Origin of the sequence: Bradyrhizobium amphicarpaeae (assembly GCF_002266435.3) — a bacterium.
Taxonomy (GTDB): Bacteria; Pseudomonadota; Alphaproteobacteria; order Rhizobiales; family Xanthobacteraceae; genus Bradyrhizobium; species Bradyrhizobium amphicarpaeae.
Window position 1 is genome coordinate 3,391,091 of record NZ_CP029426.2, and the last position, 25,571, is coordinate 3,416,661.

Below are 25,571 nucleotides of genomic sequence, written 5' to 3' on the forward strand. Positions count from 1 at the left end.
GCACCCTAATCAGATCAAGCGAAGTCTCGTCGGAGCTTCGTTGGTGCAAAGAGCAAAGAAGTTGCATTGCAACAAAGAGCGACCTTTCGGTCGCCCTCCTATGAATGCTGGCGTCAAGGTTCGGGCCACATCTTGTCGTAGCCTGCGGCCCTCTAAGAACATCCCGTCGTGCTGCCGCACGTATCGCACTTCATACAGGTCCCATTCCGCACCAGCGTGAAGTTGCCGCACTCCGAGCACATCTCGCCCTCGTAGCCCTTGGCCTTGGCCTCAGCGCGGCGCTCGGCCTTGCTGGGGACCGCAACCGCGGCGCTGCCGGCCTTGCTCCATTGCAGGGCTTCCAGTTTCTCCGTCGGCGAGAGGTCGTGCTGGACTTCCTGCTTCAGCGCGACGGCGCCTTCCAGGACGTCGCCGACCCGGGCGCTCGCGCCGTGGCCGGCCAGCGCGGTGACCTTGCTGCCGCCTGAGGGCGCGCTGTCATTGCCGGACGAGACCGCGGCCGAGCCGCCGCGCATCACGAACAGATTGTCCGTGCGGGAGCGGGTGAGGCCGCGCGAGACCAGCCTGTTGGCCTGCTGGTTCGGCTCCTCCGGCTCCTTGCCTTCCTCGACGCCCTTGCCGAGCGCGTCGAAGTTCGACTCGGTCGGATCGACATGGGCGAGGTCGAAGCGCGACATGTAGCTCACCGCCAATTCGCGGAAGACATAGTCGAGGATCGATGTCGCATACTTGATGCTGTCGTTGCCCTGCACGGGGCCCGCCGGCTCGAAGCGGGTGAAGGTGAAGGCGTCGACATATTCCTCGAGCGGCACGCCGTATTGCAGGCCGAGCGATACCGCGATGGCGAAGTTGTTGATGAAGGAGCGGAGTGCGGCGCCTTCCTTGTGCATGTCGATGAAAATCTCGCCGAGACGGCCGTCGTCATATTCGCCGGTTCGCAGATAGACCTTGTGGCCGCCGACGACCGCCTTCTGGGTGTAGCCCTTGCGGCGATCCGGCATCTTCTCGCGCTCGCGCATCACGATGATGCGCTCGACCAGCTTCTCGACGATCTTCTCCGAGACGTGGGCGGCGCGCGCCGCCATCGGCTTCTCGTAGAGGCTCTCAACCGCATCGTCCTCGTCCTCATCATCGCTGATGAGCTGCGAGTTGAGCGGCTGGCTGAGCTTCGAGCCGTCGCGATAGAGCGCGTTGGCTTTCAGCGCCAGCTTCCACGACAGCATGTAGGCGGACTTGCAGTCCTCCACCGTGGCGTCGTTCGGCATGTTGATGGTCTTGGAGATCGCACCCGAGATGAAGGGCTGGGCCGCCGCCATCATGCGGATGTGGCTCTCGACCGACAGATAGCGCTTGCCGATCTTGCCGCAGGGGTTGGCGCAGTCGAACACCGCGTAGTGCTCGGCCTTGAGGTGCGGGGCACCTTCCACCGTCATCGCGCCGCAGATGTGGACGTTGGCTGCCTCGATCTCGCGCTTGGTGAAGCCGACGGCCTGGAGCAGGTCGAAGCCGGGGGCCGCGATCGCCTCGGCGCCGATGCCGAGCTGGTCGCGGATGAAGTCTTCGCCGAAGGTCCATTTGTTGAAGGCGAACTTGATGTCGAAGGCGGTCGGCAGCGCCTTCTCGACCTTGGCGATGGCCTCATCGGTGAAGCCCTTGGACTTCAGCGTCGAGGCGTTGATGCCGGGCGCGTTGGAGAGCGAGCCGTGGCCGACGGCGTAGGCCTCGATCTCCGCGATATCGGCTTCGCGATAGCCGAGCGCGCGGAGCGCCGCGGGGACCGCGCGGTTGATGATCTTGAAGTAGCCGCCGCCGGCGAGCTTCTTGAACTTCACCAGCGCGAAATCGGGCTCGATGCCGGTGGTGTCGCAATCCATCACGAGGCCGATCGTGCCGGTCGGCGCGATCACCGTGGTCTGGGCGTTGCGATAGCCGTGCTGCTCGCCGAGCTCGAGCGCCGCATCCCAGGCCGCCTGCGCATGGGTGACGAGGTCGGTCTGCGGGCAGGACACCAGGTCCATCGGCACCGGATTGACGCTGAGCGCCTCATAGCCGTTGGACTGGCCGTGGGCGGCGCGGCGGTGGTTGCGGATGACGCGCAGCATGTGCGCGGCGTTCTTCTTGTAGCCGGGGAAGGTGCCGAGCTCGGCGGCCATCTCGGCGGAGGTCTTGTAGGTGATGCCGGTCATGACGGCGGTGAGCGCGCCGGCGATCGCGCGGCCTTCCTTGCTGTCATAGGGCAGGCCCATGGTCATCAGCAGGCCGCCGATATTGGCGTAGCCGAGGCCGAGCGTGCGGAACTCGTAGGAGAGCTCGGCGATCGCCTTCGACGGGAACTGCGCCATCATCACCGAGATTTCGAGCACGATTGTCCAGAGCCGGCAGAGATGCTCATAGCCCTCGACGTCGAAGCGCTTGGCCTCGATGTCGTAGAACGTCAGCAAATTGGCGGAGGCGAGATTGCACGCGGTGTCGTCCAGGAACATGTATTCCGAGCACGGATTGGAGGCGCGGATGTCGCCGGACGCCTTGCAGGTGTGCCAGTCGTTCATGGTGGTGTTGAAGTGCAGGCCGGGATCGGCCGAGGCCCAGGCGGCGTGGCCGATCTTCTCCCAGAGGTCGCGCGCCTTCAGCGTCTTGGTGATCTTCTTGGTGGTGCGTCCGACCAGATTCCATTCGCCGTCGGTCTCGACCGCGCGCAGGAAGTCGTCCTTCAGCGAGACCGAGTTGTTGGAGTTCTGGCCGGAGACGGTGAGATAGGCTTCGCTGTCCCAGTCGGTGTCGTAGACGTCGAACTGGATGTCCTTGTAGCCCTGCTTGGCGAACTGGATGACACGCTTGATGTAATTGTCGGGCACGAGGCTGCGGCGCGCGAGCTTGATCTCGCGGCGCAGCGCCGGGTTCTTCTCGGGGTCGAAGCAGTCGTCGCCCGAGCCTTCGCAATTGACGCAGGCCTTCAGCACCGCCTTGAGGTGCTTCTGGTTGATCTTGGATCCGGTGACGAGGGCGGCGACCTTCTGCTCCTCCTTCACCTTCCAGTCGATATAGGTCTCGATGTCGGGGTGATCGACGTCGACGACGACCATCTTGGCCGCGCGGCGCGTGGTGCCGCCCGACTTGATCGCGCCGGCTGCGCGGTCGCCGATCTTGAGGAAGCTCATCAGGCCGGACGAGCGGCCGCCGCCGGAGAGGCGTTCGCCTTCGCCGCGCAGGCGCGAGAAGTTGGAGCCGGTGCCGGAGCCGTATTTGAACAGGCGCGCTTCGCGGACCCAGAGGTCCATGATGCCGCCCTCGTTGACGAGGTCGTCACCGACGCCCTGGATGAAGCAGGCGTGCGGCTGCGGGTGCTCGTAGGACGATTTCGAGCGGGTCAGCTTGCCGGTGAAGGGGTCGACGTAATAGTGGCCCTGGCCGGGGCCGTCGATGCCGTAGGCCCAATGAAGTCCGGTGTTGAACCATTGCGGCGAGTTCGGCGCGACCATCTGCATCGCGAGCATGTAGCGGAGCTCGTCGTAGAAGGCCTGCGCGTCCTCGTCGGTCGAGAAATACTTGCCCTTCCAGCCCCAATAGGTCCAGCAGCCGGCGAGGCGGTCGAACACCTGCTTGGCCGAGAGCTCGCTGACATAGCGCTCCTTCTCGGGCAGGAGGGCGAGGGCGTCGGTGTCGGGCACGGAGCGCCACAGGAAGGAGGGGACGGATTCCTCCTCGACCTTCTTCAGGCGCGCGGCGACGCCCGCTTTGCGGAAATACTTCTGGGCCAACACGTCGGAGGCGACCTGCGACCACGCGGTCGGCACCTCGACGCCGTCCAGCTTGAACACGACCGAGCCGTCGGGATTCCTGATCTCCGAAATGGTCTGGCGGAAATCGATTCCCGCGTAAGGTGACTGTCCTACCGTGGTGTGGCGCCGCTCAATCCGCATCGTATTGCCCCGTCCTATTCTCTGACCGGTCCCGCCTCCGTTCAGGCGTGCCGGGTCGACGTTTCGTTTCGCGGCGCCCTTTTGGCCATCGGCCGGAAGGCATCGCAGTTCAGCCGGTGGACCCGGCCCTTGTTCTCCCGACGCGACTCCTCGATGCCTGCATCGATCATCCGCCGGCATGTCCACGCCCATCCGCCCCAACGGGATGCGCGCGACAAGCGTTCAACGCCCCACACCATCACAACTTCTATCGATGCCATCCGAGCCTGTTGCCGGCCCGTTCTGGCGCCCGAAAAGTCCGCTTATCGCGGGCAGACAAGCCCTCATTCCGCAGCCTTCGGCTGGCTGGCGGAGATGAGATTTGCGGAACCCTTTGGGGGAGTGCCGGCGGGACGCAAACTCACTCGCGCCGAACGGATCGAAAACTAGGACTCTCCATTGCGCCCGTCAAGAACTAGTGCGAGTTCCTGAATCAAATACTAAATATGGTGGATTGCGGGGGATAACAGGGGGCAAGCCCGCGCCTGTTGTGGAGGCAAGTATCAGTGAGTCCTCAGAGATTCCCAACCGAAAAAATTCGCATTCCGTGGTGCTGCGGATGCTTCATCCCGCTGTTCACAGGGCAGGTATATTTTTGGGCGAAGGGATTGCGTCAGCAGGACTCACGTAGCCCTACGGAAGGTGAGGGCAGGCATGCCCGCCGGGGTGGTGGTTTGGCGTGCGAATCCGCGCCAAGCTGACCAACGATTTTGCCGGGTACCCTTCATGTTTGATTCGACTCGCCGGGATGCGCGGCCGCGCATCGCCCCGGCCGGCCTGATGTTCCTTGCCATCACCTCGATCGGCTGGGGCTTCAATTGGCCGGTGACCAAATTCCTGCTCTCCGAGCTGCCGCCGCTGACGCTGCGCGGGGTGACCGGCGTGCTCGGGGCGGTGCTGCTGGCGGCGCTGGCGGTCCTCCGCCGGCAGAGCCTCAAGGTGGACCCCGCGATCTGGCCGCGCCTGCTCACCGCCGCCGTGCTCAACGTCACCGGCTGGATGGTGCTGATGGGCCTGGCGCTGCTCTGGCTCCCGGCGAGCGAGGCGGCGCTGATCGCCTACACCATGCCGGTCTGGGCCTCGATCATCGCCTGGCCGGTGCTGGGCGAGCGCCCGACTCTGCTGCGCACGCTGGGGCTGGTGATGGCCTTCGTCGGGCTTGCCTCGATCATGGGCGGCAACGGCATCGCCGCCAGCGTCGAGAAGCTGCCTGGAATCATCATGGCGCTCGCCGGCGCGCTCGGTTTCGCGGTGGGCACGGTGTTCTCGAAGAAATACCCGATCCATCTGCCGCCGATCACGGCCGCGGCCTGGCAGATCGGGATCGGCTGCCTGCCGATCTCGATCATTGGCCTCATGGTCGAGACCACGCACCTCTCCAACGTGACGCCGCTCGGCTGGTGGCTGCTGGTCTACTCGACCGTGGTCCAGTTCTGCATCGCCTATGTCAGCTGGTTTGCAGCGCTGGCCCGCCTGCCGGCCTCGGTCGCCGCGATCGGCACCATGGCCGTGCCTGTGATCGGCGTGGTCGCCTCGGCGATGGCCCTGCACGAGCCGCTGGGGCCGGGCCAGATCGCCGCGCTGATCTTCACGCTGGCGGCGGTGGTGCTGGCGACGCGCTAGCCACCCCCCCGGCAAGCGCCTTCCTGATCATCTCCGCGAGCTGGTTTCTCCGATACGGCTTGGTCAGCAGCATCACGCCGTCGTCGAGCTTGCCGTGATGGACGATGGCGTTGTCGGTGTAGCCGGAGGTGTAGAGCACCTTCACGCCCGGCCGCAGCTTCGCCACCTCGTCGGCGAGCTCGCGCCCGCTCATGCCGCCGGGGATGACGACGTCGGTGAAGAGGAGATCGAATGGCTGGCCGGCCGCGATCAGTTCCAGTGCGGTCTTTCCGTCGGGGGCGGCAATCGTCTTGTAGCCAAGGCTCTGCAATTGCGCGGTGACGAAGCTGCGCACGAGGCTATCGTCCTCGACGACGAAGATGGTCTCGGCACCGCCTTCAATCTGCGGCGCGCCGGTCGCGGCCACGTCCGCCATGCCATCGCCCGGCGGCAGATAGAGCTTGATCGTGGTGCCGTGGCTTTCCTCGCTGTAGATCTTGATGTGGCCGCCGGACTGCTTGACGAAGCCGTAGACCATGGAGAGGCCGAGGCCCGATCCCTTGCCGACCTCCTTGGTGGTGAAGAACGGCTCGAACGCCTTCTGCTGGGTATCGGGCGACATGCCGGTGCCGGTGTCGCTGACGGCGAGCATCACGTAGGGGCCTGCCACCACGTCCGCGTGAGCCTGCGCATAGGCCTCGTCCAGCACGACGCGGTGGGTCTCCAGCAGCAGCTTGCCGCCGTTCGGCATCGCGTCGCGCGCGTTGATCGCCATGTTGAGCACGGCATTGGTGAGCCGGGACGGATCGATATGCGCGGTCATCGGCCCCTGTTCCAGCACGGTCTCGATCTGGATCTGCTCGCCGAGGGTGGGGCGCAGGAGTTTTGCGATGTCGGCGATCGCGGCGTTGATCTCGACGTTGCGCGGCTGCAGCGGCTGCCTGCGCGCGAAGGCGAGCAGATGCTGGATCAGCTCGGCGCAGCGCTCGGCGGCCTCGTCGATCAGCCTCGCCACGCGCTGCAGCTCGGGCTGCTCTTTCAGGCTCGCCACCAGCGTCTCGGTGTTGCCGGAGATCACGGTCAGCATGTTGTTGAAGTCGTGTGCGACGCCGCCGGTCAGCTTGCCGATCGCATCCAGCTTCTGCGACTGGTACAGCTGCCGCTCGGTCTCGCGCGACATGGTCGCGTCGTGATAGACCAGCACCGCGCCGGAAATGTTGCCTTGCCCGTCCAGCATCGGCCGGCCGCTGATCATGAGATGACGCGAAGGATTGCCGCTGTGCGGGCGGACGATCATCTCCATGTCCTCGAACTTCTCGCCGCGCAGCACGCGCACCGAGGGCAGCTCGTCGGCCTTGAGCGGCGTGACGCCGTCGCCGTGAAACACATCCGACAGCGCGCGCAGATTGCGCAGGTTCATGCCGGTGCGATGCAGCAGCATGCGCTCCGCGGCCGGATTGGACAGCAGGACGTTGCCCTCGGCGTCGATGACCAGCACCGCCTCCGCCATGCTGTGAAACGTGCTCTGGAGCACGTTGACCGACAGGCGCAGTTCGTCATGCGCGTTGACGAGGTGTTCGGTGCGCTCGGCCACCGCCGCTTCGAGCGCGTGCTTGGCGGCCGTGGTCTCGCTCAGCGTGCTCTCGAGCTGTACCGTCGCGCGCCGGCTCTCGCGCATCATCAGCGCGACCAGCAGCAGGATCAGCAGGGCGCCGGCGACGTCGATGCCGAGCAGCACGATGCCGGTGCGGCGCGAATCCTCGGAGCGCGCGGCGAGCACGCGGTCCTCCTCCGCGCTCAGATGGTCGAGGTTGCCCATCACGGCGTCCATCAGGCCGCGGCCCTCGGCCTTGCCGTTGAGCGCGGCTATGCCGGCCTCGTCGCCCGCCGCGCGAAGGCGCATCGCCTCGGCCGCGATCTCGACCCGGCGCAGGGCCAGCGGTTCGGTGCCCTCCAGCAGCTTGACCTGATCCGGATTGTCGCGCACGCCGCGCTTGAGCTCGGCGAGGGCCGGCGCGATCTGGGCTTGTACGGCCTGTAATTCGGCGCTGAAGGCCGGGCTGCGGTAGAGTTCGTAGCCGCGCGCGGCGCTCTCGGCGCGGCGCAGCAGCACGCGCAGATCGGAGATCTTCTTCTGTACCCGGACGGTCTGATGGACCCAGGCCGCGTCGGACCGCGACTTGACGTCGAGGGCGATCGAGGCTGCGGTGATGATCAGGAGGATGGCAAGTCCAGCACCGAGAATGACGCGCTGCGTTGGGATCAAGGGGCTTCTTTCTTGTCCTTCGCCTGTGCGCCTTCGCCCGGACCGGCGAGGCATTCCCGGATCGTGGTCAGCAGCGCTTCCGGCGTGAACGGCTTGCGCAGGCAGCGCGTGGCGCCGAGCTCCAGCGCCATGCGGAGAAAATCGGGAGAGGGCGAGGCGGACGATGCGAAGGCGTAGCCGGACATCGCAATCAGCGGAGTAGCCGGCGCGCGCTCGTGAAAGATGCGGATGGACTCGAAGCCGCGCATATGCGGCATGAAGATATCTACGAGCATGACCTCAAAGGCCTGTCCTTCCAGCGCAGCCAACCCCGTTTCGCCACCGTCGGCCAGCGTGACGTCGAAGCCCTGACGTTGGAGGAGGACCTCGATGGTCGCGCCGACCATCGGATCGTCATCAACCACGAGAATACGCGGCATGACACTTCCCAGTAATCGAAATCCCCATCGTCGGTGGTGATATCCGCGAATCGTGCCTCGGGTCAATTTTGGATTGGATCAGGGTAGATATGCACGGTGCGGTGAATAGAGGTCCGGTTATATCGACTTGTAAGCATCGTTGCCGGCGACGGGCCCGATGCGGGCGAAATCGCCGAGGCGCCCGGGATGCGAAAAAAGGCGTCGCAGCGATGCGACGCCTTCCTTCAAGCGTGACTGGAGTGCTTACGGACAGGGGTGACGCTGGCCGTCATAGCCGAGATAGGTGCCCGAAGCCGGGTCATATGACTTGAAACGTTGCGAGCAATAGGCCACGGAATCGTCGCCGCTATCGGGAACGACCGCTACCGACGGCTCGTCATAGTAGCTGTCGCCATCGTAGTAGGGGTCGCCGTAATAGCCGCCGCCGCCATAATAGGCGTAGGAGCCAATTCCGCCGATAGCGGCACCCGCCGCGACGCCGGGCCAGAAGCCGCCGCCGCCGTGACGATGATGGTGCCAGCCGCCGCCGTTCCAATTGCCGCCGCGACCGCTCCAATTGCCACCGCGACCCTGCCAGGTGCCGCCGCTGGCGGCCGCGAAGTTACGGGCTGCGCCGCCGGTGAAGGACGTGCCGCCGCTCGGGCGGGCCGCCAAAGCGCCGCCACCGCCATGGAACGCGGCGCCACCGCCACCCATCCGCGCTCCGCCACCGAAGCCGCCGCCGCCCATGCGGGCGCCGCCGCCACCGAAGTGAGCGCCACCGCCACCACCACCGAAATGTGCGCCGCCACCGCCGCCACCACGACCACCGTGACCCTGCGCGAAGCTCGGCGTCGCCAGCGGCAGAACCAATGCTACCGCCGCAGCGGCACTCAAAATTTTCAGACTTTTCATGAGTGAACTCCTTTTCCCGGAAGCAAACCCTGTGAAGGGACAGGGGTTCCTGGGATCACGCCGGTTTGCGCGTGAACGGAAGCCTCGCGCATGGCCGCTGTACCCGGCATGAACGGATCGCGTCCGATTTGCGGCAACCTTGGGCGCGAGGGCCGCGCATGCGGAGGGGACCGCCGCTCCCGCCGAACTGGACATTTCGCCGCCCGGATGGCATCAGGACCCGACGAAGCAGGGCCCTTGCCGCATGAAACAGTTCTTCCTCAAGTTCTTCACCTGGTGGAATGGCCAGACTTTTGGCACCCAGCTCTGGACCAGGCGATACGGCGAGCTGGTCGGCCAGGACGAGCAGGGCAATCTCTACTATCGCACCCGCGGCGGCGTGGTCGATCCGACGCTCGGCTTCGAGCGGCGCTGGGTGGTCTATAACGGCTATGCCGAAGCCAGCCGGATCCCGCCGGCCTGGCACGGCTGGATGCATCATACCGTCGATGTGCCGCCGACGCAGGACAACTACAAGCCGCGCGAGTGGGAAAAGCCGCACCAGCCGAATCTCACCGGCACGGCACAGGCCTATCGGCCCTCGGGGTCGACCCTGGCCAGCGGCAAGCGGCCGAAGGCGACCGGCGATTATCAGCCCTGGACGCCGGGCTAGGCTTTCCGTCCGCCATCAATCTCGATCGTTCGGTTGGATGCACCCGCATCCGCCTCACCATGCTGTGGACAACGGGAACAGCGGGGACGGCGTCGGCGCGGACGTTGCGGTCGCGCGAGCGATGCGGCTCAATGACACCATCTTACGGAGATGGGAGACCATCGCGTTCGGTTCGGGCAACAGTTCGCGACTGTCCCGAAATGCAGCGGCCGCCGACCAGGACTCGATCGGGAGATAGGCCCCCGGTCTGGAAGTTCCGAAATCGCCCGATGGAATGTGCAGCCGCCGTAAGACAGGAAAGGCCGCTTGGGAAACCGAGCGGCCTTTTTCTGTTGGGGACCGGCACGAAGGTCACGTGCCCCGGACGCGGCGCAGCGCGAAGTGATGCGCTGCAGAGCCGGGGCCCATATTGCAGCAAGCTGTGTGGGCCTGCTGGGTCCCGGCTCTGCGCAGCAGCGTTGCACGCTGCAGCGCGTCCGGGACATGAGAGGAGGAGCTAGTTCACCCGCTCCGCCGCGCGCTTGACCGCTTCGAGCCTCCGCGCCTGGTTTTGCGCGCCGCGCTCTCTCAGCAAGGCCAGCACTTCAGCAGGCGCCGTATCGGGCGAGCCCGAATTGAAGGGAGGGGCGGGATTGTATTCCATCTGGAGCTGGATTGCTTCCGCCGTGGTGCGATCGATCAGCATCGACACCAGTGTCAGCGCGAAATCGATTCCTGCGGTGACGCCGCCGCCGGTGATGCGGTTGCGGTCGACGCAGACGCGCGTCTTCGTCGGCGTTGCGCCGAATTGGCTCAGCATCTCCATCGCACTCCAATGGGTGGCGGCGCGGTAGCCCTTGAGCAGGCCGGCAGCGCCGAGCGCCAGCGACCCCGTGCAGACCGAGGTGACGTACTTCGCGCCTTCGGCCTGCTTGCGCAGGAAATCCAGCACCTCCTGGTCATTGAGCAAATCGTTGGTGCCGGCGCCGCCGGGCACGCAGATCACGTCGAGCTGCGGGCAGTCTGTGAACGTCGTGGTCGGCGTCAGCGTCAGCACCGAATCGCTCGGCACCGGTTCGATCCGTTTCCAGATCAGGTGCAGCTGTGCCCCCGGAACCATCGCGAAAACCTGCAAGGGGCCGGTGAAGTCGAGCTGGGTGACGCGCGGAAACACCAGAAGACCGATCTGGAGCGGTGACGACATCGGCAGGTCCTCCAAAGATGAGCTTGACGGGCGAAGACTGGCATGGTGCGGTCTTGTCTGAAATGGCGTAATTCCCTCTATTTCGGACACTGGCTATGATCGGCATCCTGATTTTCCCGGATTTCCAGCTGCTCGATGCGGCCGGCCCGATCTCGGTGTTCGAGGTCGCGGCGCGCTGCACAGGCAAGCCGCTTGCGCTCCGCGTGGTGGCCGCGAGCGCGGGACTGGTGCGCAGCTCGTCGGGCGTCGAGATGATGGCGCGTGATTTCAAGTCGGCGAATGCGATCACGACGCTGTTGATTGCGGGCGGCGCGGGCGTAGCGGACGCCGCGCGCTGCGAGATCACGCGCGCCTTCGTGCAAAGGCTGGCGCGGCGCGGTGTGCGTGTCGCGAGCGTCTGCTCGGGCGCCTATGTGCTCGCCGAGGCGGGGCTGCTCGACGGCCGCCGCGCCACCACGCATTGGGGACGAACGCGCGATTTCGTCGCGCGCTATCCGAAAGTGAAGTTCGAGCCGGACCAGATCTTCACCCGCGACGGCAATGTCTGGACCTCGGCCGGCATCACCGCGGGCATCGATCTGGCGCTCGCGATGGTGACGGAGGATCATGGCGAGGAGGTCGCGCAAGAGGCGGCGCGGCACCTCGTGCTCTACCACCGCCGCAGCGGAGGCCAGTCGCAGTTCTCCTCACTGCTGGAGCTGAAGACGCCGAACGGCCGCTTCGGCGCGCTGTTGTCCTGGGCGCGCGAAAATCTCGACGCGCCGCTGACCGTGGAGGACCTCGCCGATCGCGCCGGCATGAGCGCGCGGCATTTTGCCCGCGCCTTCGCCGCCGAGACCGGCACGACGCCGTCGAAGGCGATCGAGCGGCTCCGGCTCGAAGTCGCGCGCGAGCGCGTGCAGTCCTCGCGCGAGGCGATCGAGCTGGTCGCAGAGGCGACCGGCTTCGGCGATCCCGAGCGGATGCGCCGCGCCTTCATCCGCGCCTTCGGCCAGCCGCCGCAGGCGCTGCGGCGCGCGGCGCGGGCGGGGTAGGACGGGCACACGATCGTCAGCCGAAGGCCTTGCCGACCTCCCGACCGACCGATGCGATCACGTCATTCCGACCATTTGGGTCGAGCGATGCGCCGGTGAGGTAGACTGCGATGATGAGCGGCGAACGCTTGGGCGGCCAGACGATCGCGACGTCATTGGCAGTGCCATTTTCACCTGCTCCGGTCTTGTCGCCAACCCGCCAGCCTTGCGGCAGCCCGGCGCGTAAACGAGTATCCCCGGTCTTGTTGGCGATGAGCCATTGGCCGAGTTGATCACGCCCTTCCGGAAGCAGGACGTCACCGAGCAGCAAGCGTCGGTAGTTGGCGGCCATCGCATTTGGAGTCGTGGTGTCGCGAGGATCGCCGGGCTTGGCCTCGTTCAATTCGGTTTCAGTCCGGTCCAATCTCGTGATGTCGTCGCCGAGGCTCCGCGCAAAGCTGGTCAAGCCGGCTGGACCGCCGATATTCTTCAGAAGCGCGTTACCGGCCGTGTTGTCGCTCCGGGTGATGGCCGCGTCGCAGAGCTCGCGGAGTGTCATTCCTTCTCCGCCGATGTGCTCGCGGGTGACGGGCGAGTACTCGACGAGATCGGCCTGTTCGATACGAACGCGTCGTTCAAGCGCTTCCAGCTTGCTGCCCGCGGCTTTGAGGATTGCCGCGGAGGCCAGGACCTTGAACGTGCTGCACATGGGAAAGCGTTCGTCTCCCTTGTGATGGATCGGAACGCCGGTCATTGTATCGAGAACGGACACGCCGAGCCGGCCGCCACTCTTCAGCTCCAACTGTTTGATGGCTTCGATCAGCGATGCGGTTCCACCTGACGCGGCGCCTGAGACGCCCGGCAGGACAAGACTTCCGGCCACCGCCAGTGTTGATGAGCCGAACTGACGTCGTGTGAGCATCGTGACCTCCCGAAGATTGCAGCGAGGTTTTGCGTCTGGCTCCGGCAATTGACAAACGATGCTTCGTAAGGCCATCCATAAGCAAAACTTGGATCAGAATGGCCCGCCGTCCCGCCAGCATTTCCACTCTGCCTCTCAACGCGCTCCGCTCATTCGAGGCGGCGGCGCGCCATCTGAGCTTCACCAAGGCCGGTCTCGAACTTCGGGTATCGCAGGCAGCCGTGAGCCAGCAGGTTCGGGCGCTGGAAGAGAGTCTGCGCGTCAAGCTCTTCAAGCGACTGACCCGCGGGCTTGCTCTCACGGAAGAAGGCGAGACGCTACAGCCCGTCATATCAAGCGCCTTCAGCCAGATCAGTCAGGTCCTGGATCGGTTCGAGAATGGCCGCATGCGTGAGAGCATCGCCATCGGTGTGGTGGGGACGTTTGCGTCGGGTTGGCTGCTTCCTCGCCTCGGGAGCTTCACCTCGAGCCATCCGCATATCGACGTCAGGATCTTCGCGAACAACAACCGTGTGGACCTCGGCGGCGAAGGATTGGACTATGCCATTCGCTTTGGCGACGGTGCGTGGCACGGAACGAACGCCGAGCGTCTGGTCGAGGCTCACTTCACTCCGATGTGCGCGCCTGATGTCGCGAAGCGCCTCAAAGATCCGGTCGACCTCCACAAGGAGGTGCTGTTGCGCTCGTATCGGCCGGGCGAATGGGCGCACTGGTTCGAGACGGTAAAATGCAGGCAACCGCGGATGACCGGCCCGATTTTCGACTCGTCGGTCTCCCTGGCCCATGCGGCAGCTCAAGGTGCCGGCGTCTCGCTGTTGCCGGTCGTTTTGTTTTCCGACGACCTGGCGCGCAAGCGGCTGGTTTGCCCGTATGACAGTCAAGCCTTTCTGGGATCTTATTGGCTCACGTCCCTGAAATCGAAAAAGCTCTCACCTGCCATGAAAGCATTTCGCGACTGGATATTGGCCGAGTGCAAGAAGAAGAGACCACGCAGCGCATAAGCCTTCTCCATTCTGGCGAAGTGCGTTGAGCGCGGTCCTCGATGCTGACCGAAACTCAGGCGGGTCCCCGCCCTCCGGGCGGCAAGTCTCAGTGCTTGACGTCTCTGAGGACGCCCGCCAGGCCGTCGATCATGGACTTGACCCAACGGTCGTCTCTCGCGAGGGCCTCGGTCTTCAATCTCAGCTGATCTTCATCCGTGAGCGGCAGCGGTGGCGGCGGAGCGTTCTTTTCAATGAACATCATCACTGGACCTCTCAAGGGGCAAGACTCCCTGATGTCGATCGTTCCCGAGCGAGTGTCTTTTTGCACTCCGCGCCCCGGTCTGAGGTAAGTTCTCATCCGTCCAAAATAGGCCTTGCGCTGCCTCCGCAATGGGTAGCTACTGCGCGCCTCAGCGCGCCACGCTGCTCAGCCGTCGGAGGGCGCAATGCAGAGCTACGTAAACCACGAAAACATCAGACGTTACGAGAAGCTCATCGCGATCAGTGAGGGTGACCCGTCACGCGATGAAGCACGGTATCAGACGCTGTTGCGACTCCTGGCCGAGGAAAAAGCCAAGGACGTACGGCCGGACGACTGGCCGAACGTCTGATCTGGACCGCCCATTGGCGGCGTCGATCCAATTCGGCTTCAAGTTCCGCTTCGGGGCCGCATGTCCGATTTGCCGCCGAATCGGACATCCAGCAATTGCGGGGAGGGGGCGCGTCAGTGCTCTTTGCGCGCCGCCAGGCGACGCGCGATCGGCATCAGCATGTATGGGGCGAGGTGGATCGGAAACTGCGTCATCGCGAAATAGAGCCAGGTGGTGGGCGGCAATGCGCCGGCGGTTGCCGCAAGCATCAGGCCGAGATTGCGCTGTGACACCATCAGGCCGAGCGCCAGCGCGCGCCCGGTGCCGATGCGGCGGAACAGCAGCGTGGTGATCGCGAGCAGGGTGAAATAGATCGCGAACGAGAGAGCCGCGAGGCCAAGGGTGAATAGCGGCTGCGCGACGAGGTCGCTGACGACGTCGCCCATGATCGCGGCAGCGAAGACGAAGAGGATGATGATGTTGAGGCCGTCGATCGGCGTCTTGTGACGCTGGATCGCCTCTGCGCCGAAGATCCATCGGATGGCGGTGGCGGCCAGCAGCGATGCTGCGAGGATGCCGAGCAGTTTCAGGCCCAGCGTCAGCGGCGTGACGCTGAGCATGTCGCCGAGGAAGAGGCCCGCGAACAGCGAGGCCGTGAAGGGCACCAGCGCGGTCGACGTCACCAGCGTGATCAGCACCAGCGTGGCATCGAGCCCCATCAGCGCGGCCAGTGCCGGAGAGGCCATCATCGGCGAGGCCATGCTCTGGAGCATCAGTGCGAGCGAAAGCCCGGGCGCGCCGGCCGTGAGCCCGGTGGCGTGGGCGATCAACCCGACGATCAGCGGCACACCGATCGTGGTCCAGGCCGTGGCAGTTGCCACCAGCGCCGGCCGGCGCAGATGGCTGTAGAGGGCGGCCAGATCGACCCGCATGAAGGAGATGCAGAGCAGGCACAGGATGGCCTCGGTGAGATAAGGGCGCAGCAGCGCGCCGAGCGATGGCACCGCGGCCGCGATGAAAACGACGGCGGCAACCCCGCGCGTGCCCTGGCTGCCGAGCCATGACAGGACGCGCAGCGGGTAGGCGAGAGTCGTTGGGAGGGTGGACGGCATTGCGATGAGTGTCGCCTGCGTAGCCCGGATGAGCGCAGCGATATCCGGGACAGGTATTTGCGAGGGGTGAGAGCGGTCCCGCATGTCGCTGTCGCTCATGCGGGCTACGGAAGTTCGCTAACCCAATCCCTTTAGCCAAGCGCCGATCTCGCCGACGGCGACATTGGCCTGTGGCAGCAGCTTGCCCATGGTGAAGAAGCCGTGGAACTGGCCCGGATAGTGCTTGGTGGTTACGGGCACGCCGGCCTGCTTGAGCCGCGCGGCATATTCGTCGCCTTCGTCGCGCAGCGGATCGGCGCCGGCGGTCAGCACATAGGCCGGCGGCAGGCCGGCCAGGCTTTGCGCGCGCGCCGGTGAAGCGCGCCAGTCGTGGATGTCGGCGACGCCATTGAGGTAGTGGTCGCGAAACCAGCGGATCACCGAATGCGTCAGCAGCACGCTGGTCTCGGGCTCGCGGTGGGAGCCGTGGGTCATGGCGAAATCGGTCGCCGGATAGATCAGCACCTGGGCCGCGAGCGCAGGGCCGCCGGCGTCGCGCGCGGCGAGCGCCACGACCGCGGTGAGATTGCCGCCGGCGCTGTCGCCGCCAATCGACAGGCGCGAGGCATCGATGCCGAGATCGCGCGCGTTCGCCGCGATCCATTGGGTCGCCGCGATGGCGTCATCGGCGGCAGCGGGAAACTTGTGCTCGGGCGCGAGGCGGTAGTCGACCGAGATCACGATCAGCGCGCCGGCGTCGGCCAGCTGGCGGCAGACGACGTCGTGGGAGTCGAGATCGCCGATCACCCAGCCGCCGCCATGGAAGAACACCAGCGCCGGCGCCAGGCCGTCGTGCCGGCGCGGCTCCTTGGGCACGTACAGGCGGGCGGGGATTACCGCGTGCGGGGCCGGGATCGAGAGCGGCGTGACGCGGGCAAGTTCCGGCGGCTCGGGGTTGGTGGCAAAGCGGGCCTGCGAATAATAGGCGCGCGCTTCTGGCGCGGTCAGGGCTTCGTAGGCGGGGCGGCCGGCCTCCTGGAAGGCCTTGTAGACGGCGGCGGCATCGGGATCGAGCACCACGGGCATGGAACGGCGCACCTCTGGGTTTCCGGTTATCGTTGGACGTCGTTTTCGGGCGCGATGCCCGCTTCGCGCCCTTGGGAGGGGGGATTCGACTATCCCACCCGTCAGCCGGTCTGGCCAGCGGGCGGCGGGCAGGGCAGGGATGCCCGCCCTTCCCCCGCCGTATTCGCCGTGTTAACCGGAGGGCCTGCGAGCGGCGGTATCCCCTGTAGAATGTCCAACAAGCCCGATTCGCTGTTGAAGCCGCGCGAGATGTTTCGAACCATTACCCTGACAGGTCTTGCGGCGCTTTTGGCCGCCACCGCACTGACGGCTGCGACGCCGGCCCAGGCGCAGATCGGCACGATCTTTTCCGATCCGCCGCCGCTGCGGCCGCCCGGCAACATTCCGCGCGGTCAGCCCCAGCCGCAGCAGATCCCCGATGACGACGAGGAAGTGCCGGAGCTGCCGCCTCAGGGCCGCGTGCTGCCGTCGCGCCCGATGCCTCCGCCTCAGGGACGGCAGGGCAATGTGATGCCGGGACCGGTCGAGAGTCAGCCGTTGGCGCCGCCGCCGGGCTCCACCGTCGCGCCGCCGAACCAGCTGCCGTCCACCGCGGTTGCGCCGCCGGGCGCGCCGGGTCGCCAGCCGCAGCAGAAGGGCGGGCCGGGCGGCGCCGTGCCGCAGACCCCGGCCAGCCTGCAGCCGGGCGACGAGGTCGTGACCGAGCCGCCGGCCCAGAAGATCGTGAACAAGAAGGCGACCTTCTCGGGCCTCGACAAGATCACCGGGCGCATCATCAATTTCGACGAGGAGATCGGCGAGACCGTCCAGTTCGGCGCGCTCAGGGTCAAGACCGACGCCTGCTACACGCGGCCGGCGACGGAAGCCACCAACACCGACGCCTTCGTCGAGGTCGACGAGATCACTCTGCAGGGTGAGGTGAAGCGCATCTTCTCGGGCTGGATGTATGCGGCAAGTCCGGGCCTGCATGGCGTCGAGCATCCGATCTACGACATCTGGCTCACCGACTGCAAAGAGCCGCAGCAGACCATTGCGACCGCAGCGCCGGATCCTGCGACCAAGCCTGCACCTCCGCCGCCGGCTGCGCAGAAGAAGGCCGCGCCGAAGCAGGTGCAGCAGCGTCCGCCGCAGCCTCTGCCGCCGATCCAGCAGCAGCAACCGGCCCCGCCTCCGCCCCCGCCGCCGGAGCAGCGGCCGGGTCTGTTCGGCATCCCCGGGTTTGGCCGTTAGGCCAAATCCCCCAGGGTTGGCCGCTAGGCCTGGCTGTCGATCATTGCCGCGCGGCGATGATCTCGAGCGCGCGTGCGCCCGGGATCGCCTCACCCGCAGAGAGCTTCAGGAAATCGCCGGGATCGCCCGCGAGCGCCTTGTCGAGCAGCGCGGTGTAGCGCCGCCGCGAGATTTCGGCCGCGCCGAAGCTCTTCAGATGGTCCGTGACATATTGGGTGTCGAGCAGCTCGAAGCCGCCATGGATCAGCCGCGCGACCAGATGCACCAGCGCGACCTTGGAGGCATCGCGCGCGGTGTGGAACATGCTCTCGCCGAAGAAGGCGCGTCCGAGGCTGACGCCATATAGCCCGCCGACGAGGTCCTCGCCCTGCCACGCCTCGACGCTGTGGCAATGGCCGAGCTCGTAGAGGCCGCCGTAGAGGTCACGGATGCGCTTGTTGATCCAGGTGTCCTCGCGTCCGGCCTGCGGCGCGGCGCAGCCGGCGATCGTCGCCTTGAACGCGGTGTTGACGGTGACGCGAAACACATCCGAACGCACGGTGCGCGCGAGCCGCGAGGCGACGCGAAATCCGTCGAGGGGGATGACGCCGCGCAGCTCCGGCTCGACCCAGAACAGGGTCGGATCTTCGGCGCTTTCGGCCATCGGAAAGATGCCGCAGGCATAGGCGCGCAGCAGCACGGCCGGTGTGATTTCAGACGGAGCGGAGTCGCGCGAAGTCATGGTTCGCAATCATAGCAGGATCGCGATGCCGTTGCGATGGGGGGCGCGGCAGGGCGCGAAGATCAGCTCGCGGCCGCCGTGCTGGTCCTGTTGGGGGCTACGGGCATGCGCGCGAATTTCAGAACGATCCGGGTTCCGGAATGGGCGGGATCGCGCTCGACCACGGCGTCGAGCTTGGAGGCCATGGCCGCGACGATGCGCTGGCCCATGCCGGTGGAGCGCGGGTCGGCCTTGACGTTGTCGCCGACGCCGTTGTCGGTGATCGACAGCAGGACATCCTCGCCGTCGGCGTGCAGCTCGACATGAATCGGGCCGGCGCGGTCAGGATAGGCGTATTTCACCGCGTTCATCACCAGCTCGTTGACGATGATGCCGACGGCGACCGCGCGGTCGGGATCGATCTCGATCGGCTCGGCCTTCAGCGTCAGGCGCGACATCCGGTTGCCTTCGGCCGAGCGGCGGAGATCCTCGAGCAGCGAGTCCAGATACTGGTTCAGGACCACGCTCTTCAGATCCTGCGAGGTGTAGAGGCGGCGGTGCACCTGCGCGACCGCGGCGACGCGGCCCATCGCGTTGGTCAGTGCCGCCTTGACCTCGTCCTGGGCGGCGGAGCTTGCCTGCAGGTGCAGCAGCGAGGCGATGATCTGGAGCGAGTTGCCGACGCGGTGGTTGACTTCGCGCAGCAGCATTTCGCGCTCGGCAGCGAGAGCTGCATAGCGGTCGCGCGAGGCGTGGATCTCAGCTTCGGCTTCCTCGCGCGCCCTCTGCAATTCCGACTGGCGCAGCGCGCCTTCGGCGGCGACGTGGAGCAGGGGGATGAAATCGCCGGTGACGTCCTTGACCAGATAGTCGGCCGCGCCGGCCTTCAGCGCCGTGACCGCGATGCTGGAATCCTGCGAGGCCGTGACGAACACCACGGGCGGCGAGCCCGGGATCGCCATGATCTGCTCCAGCGTCTCCAGCCCGTCGAGGCCGGGCATGTACTGGTCGAGTGCCACCACGTCGATGATGCCGTCGATGTTGCTTTCGGCACACGCGCGGCGGATGCGATCCAGGCCTTCCTCGCCACTGGCGGCATGGACGACCCTGTAGCCGCGCCGCGTCAGGCCGCGATCGACCAGGCGCGCCAGCGCACCGTCGTCGTCGATGTAGAGCAGGGTTGGCGTGCGCTGGTTCATGGGGCGGCGGGCGGGACCTGGATGACCGAGAAGAACAGCCCAAGCTGCCGGATGGCATTGGCGAAATTCTCGTAGTTGACGGGCTTGGTGATGTAGACGTTGCAGCCGAGCTCGTAGCAACGCTTGATTTCCTGGGAATCGTCGGTGGTGGTCAGCACCACCACGGGCGAAGCCTTCAGGTATTTGTTTTCCTTGATCTGCCTCAGGATGTCGATCCCGCTCATGTCGGGCAGGTTGAGGTCGAGCAGGATCAGCAGCGCGTTGCCCTTCTGCACGAGTCCGCTGCCGTCGGCGCCGAACAGATGCTGCATCGCGTCGGTGCCGTTGGGGAAGGCGACGATCTCGTTGTTGACTCCCGAGCGGCGGATGTTGCGCTCGATCAGGCGGGCGTGGCCCTCGTCGTCCTCGATCATGATGATGGTAACAGGCTGGGTCATCGATCTGCGTTCCGGTTGTTCACGTTCCAGGCGATCGGCAACGTGATGGTGAAGGTGCTGCCCGCGTCCAGTTCCGATGATACCGACATGGTGCCGCCGAGGCGACGCACAAGTGCACGCACATGCGCAAGACCGATGCCCTGGCCAGGCTTGTCCTGGGTTCCCGCCCGGCGGAATAGGTCGAAGATCCGCTGGTGATCCTTCGGGTCGATCCCGCGGCCATTGTCGGTGATCTCGAAGATGGCGTAGCCGAGCTTGGTCCGCCCGCGGATTCTGATCTCGCCGGGCACTCCGCGCTTGAGATACTTGATCGCATTGTCGACCAGATTGGAGAAGATCTGTTCGAGTGCGAGCCGGTCGCTCACGATGTCAGGGAGGGGCTCGATGTGGATCTCGGCCTGCGCCTCGGCCGCCTGGTGCGCCAGCGTCGACACGATCGCCTCGATCAGTTCGCGCGTGTCGACCTTCACGGGCTGGAATTCGCGCCGGCCCTCGCGGGTGAGGTTGAGAATGGCCGAAATCAGCCGGTCCATCTTGGCGATCGACGTCTTGATGAACCTGAGCGCTTCGGAAACATCGTCCGAGAGCTGCTTGTCGGCCGCTTCGAGCATGATCTCGCCGGGGGTGCCGGGCGCCAGCGGCGGCCCGCCGGCGGGGACCTGGGTGAGGCCGCCGATGCGGCGGAAGACATCGCCGCTGAGCTCCTCGAGTTCGCTGGTGAAGCCCATGATGTTGACGAGCGGCGAGCGCAGATCGTGGCTGACGATATAGGCAAACCGCTGGATCTCGTTGTTGGCCTCGCGCAGGTCGGCGGTACGTTCGTCCACGATGGATTCGAGATTGAAATTGGCGTCGCGCAGCCGCGCTTCAGCCTCGTCACGGGCGCGGGCCGAGCGCCGCACCAGCCAGATCGAGATCAGCGCCAGCACCACGACGAGACCCGAGCCGATGCCCGTCATCGAAGCGGCGAGGGTCTGGCTGCGGTCGGAATTGGCGGAGCGGAGGCGGAACAGCCGCTCCTCCTCCTGGATCATCGCGTTCGCGATGGTGGCGATCTTTGCGGTTGTGTTCTGAGCCGCGGCCTCGCGAACCAAGGCCGTGGATTTGTCCGGCTGGCCCTGCTGGATGAAGCTTATCTCCTGCGCGAACTGGCTGATGCGGGTTTGGATCGCCTCATTCAGCTTCTGGACGTTCGAGCGTTGCTCTGGATTGTCACTGCTCAAGCGGGTGAGCTTGTCCAGGGCGGGGGGGATGGCGGCGAGCGCGGTTTCATGGTCGACCCTGAAATTGTCTTCCCGGGTTAGCAGGAGGCCGCGCACTGCGCTTTCGGCACGCCGGATTTCGAGCAGCAGCGCGTTGACCTGGTTCTCCACCTCGATGGTGTGAACCACCCATCTGTTGTCGTCCCGCGCTTTATTGACCAGGTAGACCGAACCGGCGCTGATGGCGGTCAGCACCAAAAGCCCCGCTGAAAACAGCAGGATCTGCCAAAATGTGCGCCGTCGTTGCGCGTCGACGGTCACGGCTGGTACGCCTTGTGAGACTCGGCCGAAATCAAAATGCCCCCTGGGAACTGGCCCCAACGTTGGGAACGCTATGGCGGCCTAAAGGTTCCACAACGAAAACGGATTTATCGCGGGGCGGGTTCCGCCTTGCCGGCGAGGTACTGTTCCAGCCAGTGGATGTGGTAGTCGCCGTTGATGATGTCGTCTTCCCGCACCAGCGCGCGGAACAGCGGCAGCGTGGTCTCGATGCCTTCCACGACCATCTCGTCCAGGGCCCGGCGCAATCGCATCAGGCATTCGGCGCGGGTCTTGCCGTGCACGATCAGCTTGCCGACCAGGGAATCGTAATAGGGCGGGATCGTGTAGCCCTGGTAGACCGCGGAATCGATCCGGACCCCGAGCCCGCCGGGGGGGTGATACTGCAGGATACGGCCGGGCGAGGGGCGGAAGGTCTGGGGATTTTCGGCGTTGATGCGGCACTCGATCGCATGGCCGATGACCTGGATATCTTCCTGCCTTGCCGGCAAATCGCCGCCGGCGGCGATGCGGATCTGCTCCAGCACGAGGTCGATGTCGGTGATGCTCTCGGTGACGGGATGCTCGACCTGGATGCGGGTGTTCATCTCGATGAAGTAGAACTCACCGTCCTCATAGAGGAACTCGATGGTGCCGACGCCGAGATATTTCATGTCGCGCATGGCCTTGGCGCAGGTTTCGCCAATCTTGGCGCGCGCGGCGGCGGCAAGGACAGGCGAGGGGCCCTCTTCCCAGACCTTCTGGTGACGGCGTTGCAGCGAGCAGTCGCGCTCGCCGAGATGGATCGCGCCGCCACGGCCGTCGCCGAGGATCTGGATCTCGATGTGGCGCGGCTTCTGGAGATATTTTTCGAGATAGACGGAGGCATCGCCGAAGGCGGATTTGGCCTCGTTGGCCGCCGTCGACAGCGCCATGAGCAGGTCGGCCTCGCTGTGTGCGACCTTCATGCCGCGGCCGCCGCCGCCGGCCGCCGCCTTCACCAGCACCGGAAAGCCGATTTGCTTGGCGATCGCCATTGCGTCGTCATCGGGACCGACCGCGCCGTCGGAGCCGGGCACCACGGGGATGCCGAGCTTCTTGGCGGTCTTCTTGGCCTCGATCTTGTCGCCCATCAGGCGGATGTGCTCGGCCTTGGGACCGATGAAATGCAGATTGTGCTCTGAGAGGATCTCCGCAAAGCGGGCGTTCTCGGACAGGAAGCCGTAACCGGGATGCACGGCATCGGCGCCCGTGATCTCGCAGGCCGCGAGCAGCGCGGGCACGTTGAGATAGCTGTCCTTGGACGCCGGCGGTCCGATGCAAACGCTCTCGTCCGACAGGCGCACATGCATGGCATCGGCGTCGGCGGTGGAGTGCACGGCGACGGTCGCGATGCCGAGCTCCTTGCAGGCCCTGAGGATGCGAAGGGCGATTTCGCCGCGATTGGCTATGAGGATCTTGTCGAACATGGTGCCTCGGGGGGAATAGCGAATGGCGAACTGGGAGGAGTAACTATTCGCTACTCGCTATTCGCCACTCCCTCACTCAATGATCACCAGCGGCTCGCCGTACTCGACCGGCTGGCCGTCCTCGACCAGGATCTGCGTCACCGTACCGGCGCGCGGCGAGGGGATCTGGTTCATGGTCTTCATGGCTTCGATGATCAGGAGAGTCTGTCCGACCGAGACCTTGCTGCCGACCTCGATGAACGGCTTGGCGCCGGGCTCCGGCGCCCAATAGGCGGTGCCGACCATGGGCGAACTGACGGCGCCGGGATGCTTCGACAGGTCGGGCCCGGCGGCGGCGGGCGCGGCGGCTGCTGCCGGCAGTGCGGCGGGCGCGGCTGCCATCTGCATCGGCATGGTCGCGGCAACGCTGACGTTGCGGGCGACGCGCAGGCGCAGGCCCGCACGTTCGATCTCGATCTCGGTGAGACTGGTCTCATCGAGCAGCAGGGCGAGCTCGCGGACGAGCGCGGAATCCTCGCTGGAAAACTTTGCGGCTGCTTTGTCGTCTGGCTGGCGCGCCATGTTGTTTGATCCGAATGTTCTGTTTGATGAGAGGCTTCAGGCCTTGGGCTTGATGGCAAGCTTGGCGGCAAGGCCCTGGATGGCGAGGCGGTAGCCCTCGATGCCGAAACCGCAGAGCGAGGCGAACGCCGCGCGCGCGGTGTAGGAGTGGTGACGAAAGCTCTCGCGGGCGTGGATGTTGGTCACATGCACTTCGACCGTCGGGATCTGCACCGCGAGCAGCGCGTCGTGCAGCGCGATCGAGGTGTGCGAATAGCCGCCGGCGTTGACGATGATACCCTTCATTTTGCGGGCATGCGCCTCGTGGATGAAGTCGATCAGCTCGCCCTCGCGATTGGACTGCCGGCAGTCGGCCTTGAGGCCGAAGCTGGCGGCCGTGTCCCGGCACAGCGCCTCGACGTCGGCCAGCGTGGCGTGGCCGTACTTCTCGGGCTCGCGCGTCCCCAACATGTTGAGGTTCGGTCCGTTGAGAACGAGGATCGTATCGGTTGCTGGTTCGGCCATTCCTATCCCGGCAGGTGCTTCGGCGTGGCGGGGTTATAGGTAACAAAGCGTCCTAGGGGAAGCCTTGAAGGGCCTCCCAGGGGCCTTCAAGTACCTCATCCCCGGTGCAAAAACCTGTGCGGAAGCCACGGAAATTGCTTGTTAACCAGTTCTAATCGTGGCTGCCGGAGGGAGGCTCCAAGGGGAGGGCAACGGATAGGCCAAAGGCCCCTGCCGATGTCTCGGCAAGGGCCCATTTGGCGTTCAGCGAGGCAGCTTAGCCTTCGATGATGTAGACGATCTCGCGGGTCTGCGGACGGACGATCACGTACTGGCCGCGGACGAAGATCACTTCATAGCCACGCCACTGCGGATAGATCTCGACGATCCGGGGCGGCAGCGGATGGAAGTGGACCGATGCCGGGATCGCGGTGCCGACCGAGATGTTGAAGTTAACGTTGGTGGTCTCCTCGATCTTGGTCGACTTGATCGCCGAGGAGATTTCAGTCCGCTTCTCGGCGGGCGGCGCAGCCGCGGTCGCGGGCGCGTTACCCGTCGTGGTCTGGGACTTGCTGTCGGTGGCGGCCTTGCTGTCGGTAGCGGTCTTGCCGTCCGCGCCCTTGGTCTGGGCGTTCATGTTGCCGCTCTTGGTGTCGGTCTCGGTGCTCTTGGACTTGTCCATCTGGGACTTGTCCATCGTGCTCTTCGACTTATCCTGCTCCATCGTGCTCTTCGACTTGTCCTGCGCGTTCTGCGTACGCTCGCCCTTCATCGCGCCGGCCTTGTCGTCAGCCGCGTTCTTGTTCATCGCGCCCGACTTCTCCATCCCGCCGGACTTTTCCATTCCACCGGATTTCTCCATCGCGCCGGAGGACTTCTCTTCAGAGGCTCCGCCGGGCTTCATGGCGCCGCCGGCTTGGCCGACGGTGCCCTTCTCCCGGCTCATGGCGCCGCCGTGCTCTGCTGCGCCACCCGAGGGCTGCGCATGCTGCGTCGGCGTTGCCCCGGCTGCACCACCGGTGTCGCCCTTCATACCCTGTGCGTTCGCCACACCGGCGCCCGCGACAAGTGCGGCCGCGGCAACCGAGATCATAAAACGGTTCAACATGGAAATTCTCCTCACGTGGTTCTTTGCGTCATTGCCCGCGCCGACAACGAAAGGGGAAGTGGGTTGTTCCGGAACTTAGTCAGTTCCGCGGCATTTGTTTGTTGAACGCCAGATGAATGACTTTCGCACGAAGCTGCCACGGTTCGTGCGCAAGAAAAAAGGCCGGCTCTCAAGCCGGCCTCCGGTGCGATCAGGATCGAAAGT

Annotated in this window: 23 protein-coding genes; 6 read left to right on the top strand and 17 right to left on the bottom strand. The window is 65.4% G+C overall.

Features of this window, described 5'->3' with window-relative positions; genetic code table 11:
* Positions 1-152: 152 nt before the first annotated feature.
* Positions 153-3,920: a vitamin B12-dependent ribonucleotide reductase gene (locus tag CIT40_RS15680; RefSeq protein ID WP_094896850.1), complete on the bottom strand. Its 3,768-nt coding sequence runs from the start codon at positions 3,918-3,920 to the stop codon at positions 153-155.
* Positions 3,921-4,685: 765 nt separating this feature from the next.
* Here CIT40_RS15680 and CIT40_RS15685 point away from each other — a divergent pair.
* Positions 4,686-5,582, top strand: a complete 897-nt coding sequence (locus CIT40_RS15685) for a DMT family transporter (RefSeq protein ID WP_094896852.1) — start codon at positions 4,686-4,688, stop codon at positions 5,580-5,582.
* On the opposite strand, the gene CIT40_RS15690 is transcribed toward CIT40_RS15685, so the two are convergent.
* The 3 genes from CIT40_RS15690 to CIT40_RS15700 form a co-directional block, all read right to left on the bottom strand.
* Complete coding sequence (locus CIT40_RS15690; RefSeq protein ID WP_094896853.1) at positions 5,548-7,827, bottom strand: CHASE3 domain-containing protein; 2,280 nt, start codon at positions 7,825-7,827, stop codon at positions 5,548-5,550. The genes CIT40_RS15685 and CIT40_RS15690 overlap by 35 nt on opposite strands.
* A complete protein-coding gene (locus tag CIT40_RS15695; RefSeq protein ID WP_094896854.1) occupies positions 7,824-8,246 on the bottom strand; it encodes a response regulator in 423 nt (140 codons plus the stop codon). The genes CIT40_RS15690 and CIT40_RS15695 overlap by 4 nt, the downstream gene beginning before the upstream one ends.
* A gap of 243 nt (positions 8,247-8,489) precedes the next feature.
* Positions 8,490-9,140 (bottom strand): BA14K family protein, encoded by a 651-nt coding sequence (locus CIT40_RS15700; protein WP_094896855.1) that lies wholly within the window; start codon positions 9,138-9,140, stop codon positions 8,490-8,492.
* A gap of 244 nt (positions 9,141-9,384) precedes the next feature.
* Between CIT40_RS15700 and CIT40_RS15705 the strand changes: the two genes are divergently transcribed.
* Positions 9,385-9,792, top strand: a complete 408-nt coding sequence (locus CIT40_RS15705; RefSeq protein ID WP_094896856.1) for an NADH:ubiquinone oxidoreductase subunit NDUFA12 — start codon at positions 9,385-9,387, stop codon at positions 9,790-9,792.
* 496 nt (positions 9,793-10,288) lie between these two features.
* On the opposite strand, the gene CIT40_RS15710 is transcribed toward CIT40_RS15705, so the two are convergent.
* Entirely contained in the window at positions 10,289-10,975 is a 687-nt protein-coding gene (locus CIT40_RS15710; RefSeq protein WP_094897083.1) for a DJ-1/PfpI family protein, read from the bottom strand.
* 95 nt (positions 10,976-11,070) lie between these two features.
* Between CIT40_RS15710 and CIT40_RS15715 the strand changes: the two genes are divergently transcribed.
* Positions 11,071-12,009 carry a GlxA family transcriptional regulator gene (locus CIT40_RS15715; protein WP_094896857.1) on the top strand — a complete coding sequence of 313 codons (939 nt, stop codon included), beginning with the start codon at positions 11,071-11,073 and terminating at the stop codon, positions 12,007-12,009.
* Positions 12,010-12,025: 16 nt separating this feature from the next.
* On the opposite strand, the gene bla is transcribed toward CIT40_RS15715, so the two are convergent.
* Entirely contained in the window at positions 12,026-12,910 is an 885-nt protein-coding gene (gene bla / locus CIT40_RS15720; RefSeq protein WP_094896858.1) for a class A beta-lactamase, read from the bottom strand.
* A 98-nt stretch (positions 12,911-13,008) separates the two neighbouring features.
* On the opposite strand from bla, the gene CIT40_RS15725 reads away from it, so the two are divergent.
* Positions 13,009-13,911 carry a LysR family transcriptional regulator gene (locus CIT40_RS15725; protein WP_094896859.1) on the top strand — a complete coding sequence of 301 codons (903 nt, stop codon included), beginning with the start codon at positions 13,009-13,011 and terminating at the stop codon, positions 13,909-13,911.
* 88 nt (positions 13,912-13,999) lie between these two features.
* On the opposite strand, the gene CIT40_RS15730 is transcribed toward CIT40_RS15725, so the two are convergent.
* The gene (locus CIT40_RS15730) at positions 14,000-14,155 is read right to left on the bottom strand and encodes a hypothetical protein (RefSeq protein ID WP_155525993.1); all 156 of its coding nucleotides are present in this window, start codon (positions 14,153-14,155) and stop codon (positions 14,000-14,002) included.
* Positions 14,156-14,339: 184 nt separating this feature from the next.
* Here CIT40_RS15730 and CIT40_RS15735 point away from each other — a divergent pair, with 184 nt between their 5' ends.
* A complete protein-coding gene (locus tag CIT40_RS15735) occupies positions 14,340-14,504 on the top strand; it encodes a hypothetical protein (RefSeq protein WP_155525994.1) in 165 nt (54 codons plus the stop codon).
* Positions 14,505-14,617: 113 nt separating this feature from the next.
* Here the strand turns inward: CIT40_RS15735 and CIT40_RS15740 are convergent, their stop codons facing one another.
* Complete coding sequence (locus tag CIT40_RS15740; RefSeq protein ID WP_094896860.1) at positions 14,618-15,595, bottom strand: Na+-dependent transporter; 978 nt, start codon at positions 15,593-15,595, stop codon at positions 14,618-14,620.
* Positions 15,596-15,712: 117 nt separating this feature from the next.
* Entirely contained in the window at positions 15,713-16,660 is a 948-nt protein-coding gene (locus CIT40_RS15745; protein ID WP_094896861.1) for an alpha/beta hydrolase, read from the bottom strand.
* Positions 16,661-16,870: 210 nt separating this feature from the next.
* Here CIT40_RS15745 and CIT40_RS15750 point away from each other — a divergent pair, with 210 nt between their 5' ends.
* Positions 16,871-17,890 (top strand): DUF2155 domain-containing protein, encoded by a 1,020-nt coding sequence (locus CIT40_RS15750; RefSeq protein WP_162307511.1) that lies wholly within the window; start codon positions 16,871-16,873, stop codon positions 17,888-17,890.
* A gap of 40 nt (positions 17,891-17,930) precedes the next feature.
* On the opposite strand, the gene aat is transcribed toward CIT40_RS15750, so the two are convergent.
* The 8 genes from aat to CIT40_RS15790 form a co-directional block, all read right to left on the bottom strand.
* A complete protein-coding gene (gene aat, locus CIT40_RS15755; protein WP_094896863.1) occupies positions 17,931-18,611 on the bottom strand; it encodes a leucyl/phenylalanyl-tRNA--protein transferase in 681 nt (226 codons plus the stop codon).
* Between the two features lie 62 nt (positions 18,612-18,673).
* Complete coding sequence (locus tag CIT40_RS15760; protein WP_094896864.1) at positions 18,674-19,789, bottom strand: sensor histidine kinase; 1,116 nt, start codon at positions 19,787-19,789, stop codon at positions 18,674-18,676.
* On the bottom strand, positions 19,786-20,226 hold the full coding sequence (locus CIT40_RS15765) for a response regulator (RefSeq protein WP_094896865.1): 441 nt from the start codon (positions 20,224-20,226) through the stop codon (positions 19,786-19,788). Before CIT40_RS15765 ends, CIT40_RS15760 begins: the two co-directional genes overlap by 4 nt.
* Positions 20,223-21,749 (bottom strand): sensor histidine kinase, encoded by a 1,527-nt coding sequence (locus CIT40_RS15770; RefSeq protein ID WP_094896866.1) that lies wholly within the window; start codon positions 21,747-21,749, stop codon positions 20,223-20,225. The genes CIT40_RS15765 and CIT40_RS15770 overlap by 4 nt, the downstream gene beginning before the upstream one ends.
* A gap of 107 nt (positions 21,750-21,856) precedes the next feature.
* On the bottom strand, positions 21,857-23,215 hold the full coding sequence (accC, locus tag CIT40_RS15775; protein WP_094896867.1) for an acetyl-CoA carboxylase biotin carboxylase subunit: 1,359 nt from the start codon (positions 23,213-23,215) through the stop codon (positions 21,857-21,859).
* Positions 23,216-23,287: 72 nt separating this feature from the next.
* Entirely contained in the window at positions 23,288-23,776 is a 489-nt protein-coding gene (accB, locus tag CIT40_RS15780; protein ID WP_094896868.1) for an acetyl-CoA carboxylase biotin carboxyl carrier protein, read from the bottom strand.
* Between the two features lie 36 nt (positions 23,777-23,812).
* Positions 23,813-24,280 carry a type II 3-dehydroquinate dehydratase gene (aroQ, locus tag CIT40_RS15785; RefSeq protein WP_094896869.1) on the bottom strand — a complete coding sequence of 156 codons (468 nt, stop codon included), beginning with the start codon at positions 24,278-24,280 and terminating at the stop codon, positions 23,813-23,815.
* 256 nt (positions 24,281-24,536) lie between these two features.
* Positions 24,537-25,367 carry a DUF1236 domain-containing protein gene (locus CIT40_RS15790; protein ID WP_094896870.1) on the bottom strand — a complete coding sequence of 277 codons (831 nt, stop codon included), beginning with the start codon at positions 25,365-25,367 and terminating at the stop codon, positions 24,537-24,539.
* Positions 25,368-25,571 lie beyond the last annotated feature (204 nt).

Excerpts from the sequence above, each read along its gene's own strand:
- CIT40_RS15680 (WP_094896850.1), bottom strand. The coding sequence starts at position 3,920 with ATGCGGATTGAGCGGCGCCACACCACGGTAGGACAGTCACCTTACGCG.
- CIT40_RS15685 (WP_094896852.1), top strand. The coding sequence starts at position 4,686 with ATGTTTGATTCGACTCGCCGGGATGCGCGGCCGCGCATCGCCCCGGCC.
- CIT40_RS15695 (WP_094896854.1), bottom strand. The coding sequence starts at position 8,246 with ATGCCGCGTATTCTCGTGGTTGATGACGATCCGATGGTCGGCGCGACC.
- CIT40_RS15700 (WP_094896855.1), bottom strand. The coding sequence starts at position 9,140 with ATGAAAAGTCTGAAAATTTTGAGTGCCGCTGCGGCGGTAGCATTGGTT.
- CIT40_RS15705 (WP_094896856.1), top strand. The coding sequence starts at position 9,385 with ATGAAACAGTTCTTCCTCAAGTTCTTCACCTGGTGGAATGGCCAGACT.
- CIT40_RS15710 (WP_094897083.1), bottom strand. The coding sequence starts at position 10,975 with ATGTCGTCACCGCTCCAGATCGGTCTTCTGGTGTTTCCGCGCGTCACC.
- CIT40_RS15715 (WP_094896857.1), top strand. The coding sequence starts at position 11,071 with ATGATCGGCATCCTGATTTTCCCGGATTTCCAGCTGCTCGATGCGGCC.
- bla (WP_094896858.1), bottom strand. The coding sequence starts at position 12,910 with ATGCTCACACGACGTCAGTTCGGCTCATCAACACTGGCGGTGGCCGGA.
- CIT40_RS15725 (WP_094896859.1), top strand. The coding sequence starts at position 13,009 with ATGGCCCGCCGTCCCGCCAGCATTTCCACTCTGCCTCTCAACGCGCTC.
- CIT40_RS15730 (WP_155525993.1), bottom strand. The coding sequence starts at position 14,155 with ATGATGTTCATTGAAAAGAACGCTCCGCCGCCACCGCTGCCGCTCACG.
- CIT40_RS15735 (WP_155525994.1), top strand. The coding sequence starts at position 14,340 with ATGCAGAGCTACGTAAACCACGAAAACATCAGACGTTACGAGAAGCTC.
- CIT40_RS15740 (WP_094896860.1), bottom strand. The coding sequence starts at position 15,595 with ATGCCGTCCACCCTCCCAACGACTCTCGCCTACCCGCTGCGCGTCCTG.
- CIT40_RS15745 (WP_094896861.1), bottom strand. The coding sequence starts at position 16,660 with ATGCCCGTGGTGCTCGATCCCGATGCCGCCGCCGTCTACAAGGCCTTC.
- CIT40_RS15750 (WP_162307511.1), top strand. The coding sequence starts at position 16,871 with ATGTCCAACAAGCCCGATTCGCTGTTGAAGCCGCGCGAGATGTTTCGA.
- aat (WP_094896863.1), bottom strand. The coding sequence starts at position 18,611 with ATGACTTCGCGCGACTCCGCTCCGTCTGAAATCACACCGGCCGTGCTG.
- CIT40_RS15760 (WP_094896864.1), bottom strand. The coding sequence starts at position 19,789 with ATGAACCAGCGCACGCCAACCCTGCTCTACATCGACGACGACGGTGCG.
- CIT40_RS15765 (WP_094896865.1), bottom strand. The coding sequence starts at position 20,226 with ATGACCCAGCCTGTTACCATCATCATGATCGAGGACGACGAGGGCCAC.
- accC (WP_094896867.1), bottom strand. The coding sequence starts at position 23,215 with ATGTTCGACAAGATCCTCATAGCCAATCGCGGCGAAATCGCCCTTCGC.
- accB (WP_094896868.1), bottom strand. The coding sequence starts at position 23,776 with ATGGCGCGCCAGCCAGACGACAAAGCAGCCGCAAAGTTTTCCAGCGAG.
- aroQ (WP_094896869.1), bottom strand. The coding sequence starts at position 24,280 with ATGGCCGAACCAGCAACCGATACGATCCTCGTTCTCAACGGACCGAAC.
- CIT40_RS15790 (WP_094896870.1), bottom strand. The coding sequence starts at position 25,367 with ATGTTGAACCGTTTTATGATCTCGGTTGCCGCGGCCGCACTTGTCGCG.